The organism is Kitasatospora sp. MBT63, from assembly GCF_000710465.2.
Classification (GTDB): Bacteria; Actinomycetota; Actinomycetes; order Streptomycetales; family Streptomycetaceae; genus Kitasatospora.
In genome coordinates this window covers 1-2,902 of record NZ_JAIZ01000233.1, presented here as the reverse complement: position 1 = coordinate 2,902, position 2,902 = coordinate 1, and the positions used below count along the sequence as shown (strand labels likewise).

4 protein-coding genes are annotated in these 2,902 nt (G+C 76.6%); 3 read left to right on the top strand and 1 reads right to left on the bottom strand.

Annotated features, from left to right (window positions below):
• The first annotated feature begins 155 nt into the window (after positions 1-155).
• The gene (locus tag AA75_RS15290; protein WP_033820562.1) at positions 156-608 is read left to right on the top strand and encodes an NADAR family protein; all 453 of its coding nucleotides are present in this window, start codon (positions 156-158) and stop codon (positions 606-608) included.
• A 37-nt stretch (positions 609-645) separates the two neighbouring features.
• On the opposite strand, the gene AA75_RS15285 is transcribed toward AA75_RS15290, so the two are convergent.
• Positions 646-981, bottom strand: a complete 336-nt coding sequence (locus tag AA75_RS15285; RefSeq protein WP_033820561.1) for a hypothetical protein — start codon at positions 979-981, stop codon at positions 646-648.
• Positions 982-1,080: 99 nt separating this feature from the next.
• On the opposite strand from AA75_RS15285, the gene AA75_RS15280 reads away from it, so the two are divergent.
• A complete protein-coding gene (locus AA75_RS15280; RefSeq protein ID WP_082526531.1) occupies positions 1,081-2,070 on the top strand; it encodes a pseudouridine-5'-phosphate glycosidase in 990 nt (329 codons plus the stop codon).
• Positions 2,067-2,902: carbohydrate kinase family protein (locus AA75_RS15275; protein ID WP_033820560.1), on the top strand; the 836-nt coding region annotated here is incomplete at its 3' end. The genes AA75_RS15280 and AA75_RS15275, both read left to right, overlap by 4 nt.

Below are 2,902 nucleotides of genomic sequence, written 5' to 3'. Positions count from 1 at the left end.
CGCATCGTGATGGCCCGCAACCTGCCGTAACGCGCACCGGCCTGCCGCACCGCCCGTGCGGCAGGCCCGTCCGGCAGGCCCGCGCAAATCGGGTTGCCGCGCCGCCGGGCGGCTGGCAGGGTGCGGTTCTTCGCCGACGGACACGGGGGGCCGGGATGCCGATCTACTTCTACGGCGCCGACGAGCCGCCCTACGGCTGCTTCTCCAACTTCTCGCCGCACGGCTTCGAGCTCGACGGGCTGTGGTGGCCCACCTCCGAGCACTACTTCCAGGCGCAGAAGTTCGCCGGTACCCGGCACGCCGAGACCGTCCGCCGCGCCGGCACGCCGTTGCGGGCGGCGGAGTTGGGCCGGGACCCGGCCCGCGGACTGCGCCGGGACTGGGAGCGGGTCAAGGACGAGGCGATGCGCCGCGCGGTGGAGGCGAAGTTCCGCGCCCACCCCGACCTCCGGGCGGTGCTGCTGGCCACCGGTGACCAGGAGCTGGTCGAGGACACCGGCACCGACCACTACTGGGGTCGCGGCCGCACCGGCACCGGCCGCAACATGCTCGGCCGGATCCTGATGCGCACCCGCACCCGGCTGCGGGCCGGGCCCGAGGCGCGGTAGGGCACGGCGGGCGGGCGCCGCTGCCGGACGGCGGCGGTCAGCCGAGCAACTGCCCGTCGTACCAGACGTCCTCGTACCCCGGGCCGAAGCTGAACCGCCAGCCCGGCGGCAGCGCCAGGTAGGGCTTCAGCGACGGACAGACCGTCACCAGGTGGCCGACCGGGGTGGGGACGAAGAAGTCGGGATCGTCGGGAAGTTCCTCGGCGGACCAGACGAACCAGCCGCAGGCACCGTCCTCGGGCGGCTGCCGCAGGCCGTTCAGCGGGAACCTGACGCTGGAGAAGGTCCCGGCGAGGCCGAGGATCTCGGCGGCGCCGACGGGTGCGGGCTCGACGCCGAACCGGGCGCAGACCGCATCGTGGTCGTGAAGCATGGCAGATCCAGACATTTCGCGTCCCACCCCGCACCCGGCATCCTACGCCGCCGGGCGCGGCGAGGTTTGGACCCGCTCCGGCCATGCCAGGAATGGAGGATGACCAGGACAGCACCGGCCGCCCTGCGGCTCTCCGACGAGGTACGCGACGCCCTGCAGGACGGGACCCCGGTGGTCGCGCTGGAGTCGACGATCATCGCGCACGGCCTGCCCCGGCCGCGCAACCTCCAGGTCGCCGGGGAGCTGGAGGAGCTGGTCCGGGCCGCGGGCGCGGTGCCGGCCACCATCGCGGTGCTGGACGGCCTGCCGCGGGTCGGGCTCGGCAAGGCCGAGCTGGAGCGGGTCGCCACCGACACCGGCCTGCGCAAGCTGGGCTTCCGCGACCTGGCCCCGGCGGTCGCGGCCGGGGCGAGCGGGGCGACCACCGTCTCGGGCACCGCGTTCCTGGCGGCCCGGGCCGGGATCCGGGTCTTCGCCACCGGCGGCCTCGGCGGGGTGCACCGGGGCTGGACCGACACCCAGGACGAGTCCAACGACCTCGCGCTGCTGGCCAGGACCAGGATCACTGTGGTCTGCGCCGGGGTGAAGTCGATCCTCGACGTCCCCGCGACGCTGGAGCGGCTGGAGACGCTCGGTGTGGCCGTCCTCGGTCACCGGACGGAGTCCTTCCCCGGCTTCTACCTGACCAGTTCGGGCAGCCCGGTGGACTGGACGGTGCAGGGGCCGGCCGAGGTCGCCGCCGTGATGCGCGCCCAGGACGGCCTGGGCGGACCCGGATCGGCGCTGATCGTGGCCAACCCGGTACCGCCGCACCAGCAGTTGGACCCCGGGCTGCACGACCGGGTGCTCGCCGAGGCGCTCGCGGCGGCCGAACGGGAGGGCGTCACCGGGCAGGCCACCACGCCGTTCCTGCTCGCGTACCTCACCGAGCACACCGCCGGTGCCTCGCTGGAGGCCAACCTGGCCGCCGTACGCGGCAACGTCGCCCTCGCCGCCGAGATCGCCGGCGTGTGGGCAGCGGACCCGGCGGACCCGGCGGACCCGGCCGGCCCGGCGGCGGGGGCGGGCGGAGCGGTGGAACGCGGATGACCGCCGGGCCCGGCGCGCTGCTGGTGATCGGGGACGTGGTCACCGACGTGCTCGCGCTGCACGAGGGCCCGCTCGCACCGGACACCGACACCGCGGCGCGGATCTCGGTGTGCCCGGGCGGCGCGGGCGCCAACGTCGCGGCCTGGGCCGCCCACCGGGGCGCCCCTGTCGTCCTGCTGGCCAGGGCCGGCGCCGACAGCGCCGAGTGGCACCGCGGGCAGCTGCGGGCGGCGGGTGTCGACCCCCGGCTGGTGGTGGACCGGGACGCCCCGACGGCGGTGGTGGTCTGCCTGGTCGACGGCCGGGCGGAGCGCACCCTGGTGACCGACGGCGGCGCATCGGTGCGGCTCGGCCCCGAGGACTGGGACCCGCGGCTGCTCACGGGCGTGGCCCGGGTGCACCTGTCCGGCTACCTGTTCTTCTCGGAACCCGGGCGCCGGCTCGCCGCCCTGGTGCTGGCCGAGGCCGCCGCGCGCGGCACACCGGTGAGCGTGGACCCGGCGTCGACCGGTTTCCTCGGGCGGCTCGGGGTGGACGCCTTCCGGGCGGCGGTGGCCGGCGCCGGGCTGCTGCTGCCGAACCTCGCCGAGGCCCGGCTGCTGTCCGGCCGGGCCGACGGGGTCGGCGCGGCCGAGGAGTTGAGCGCGGCGTACGGGACGGCGGTGGTCACGCTCGGCGCGGCCGGCGCGCTGGTGGCGCGGGACGGCAGGCTGGTCGCCCGGGTACCGGGGGTGCCCGCGGCGGCGCTGGACAGCACGGGTGCGGGCGACGCGTTCACCGGCGGGTTCCTGGCCGCCGCGCTGGCCGGCGCGGGGCTCGCGGCGGCCGCGGA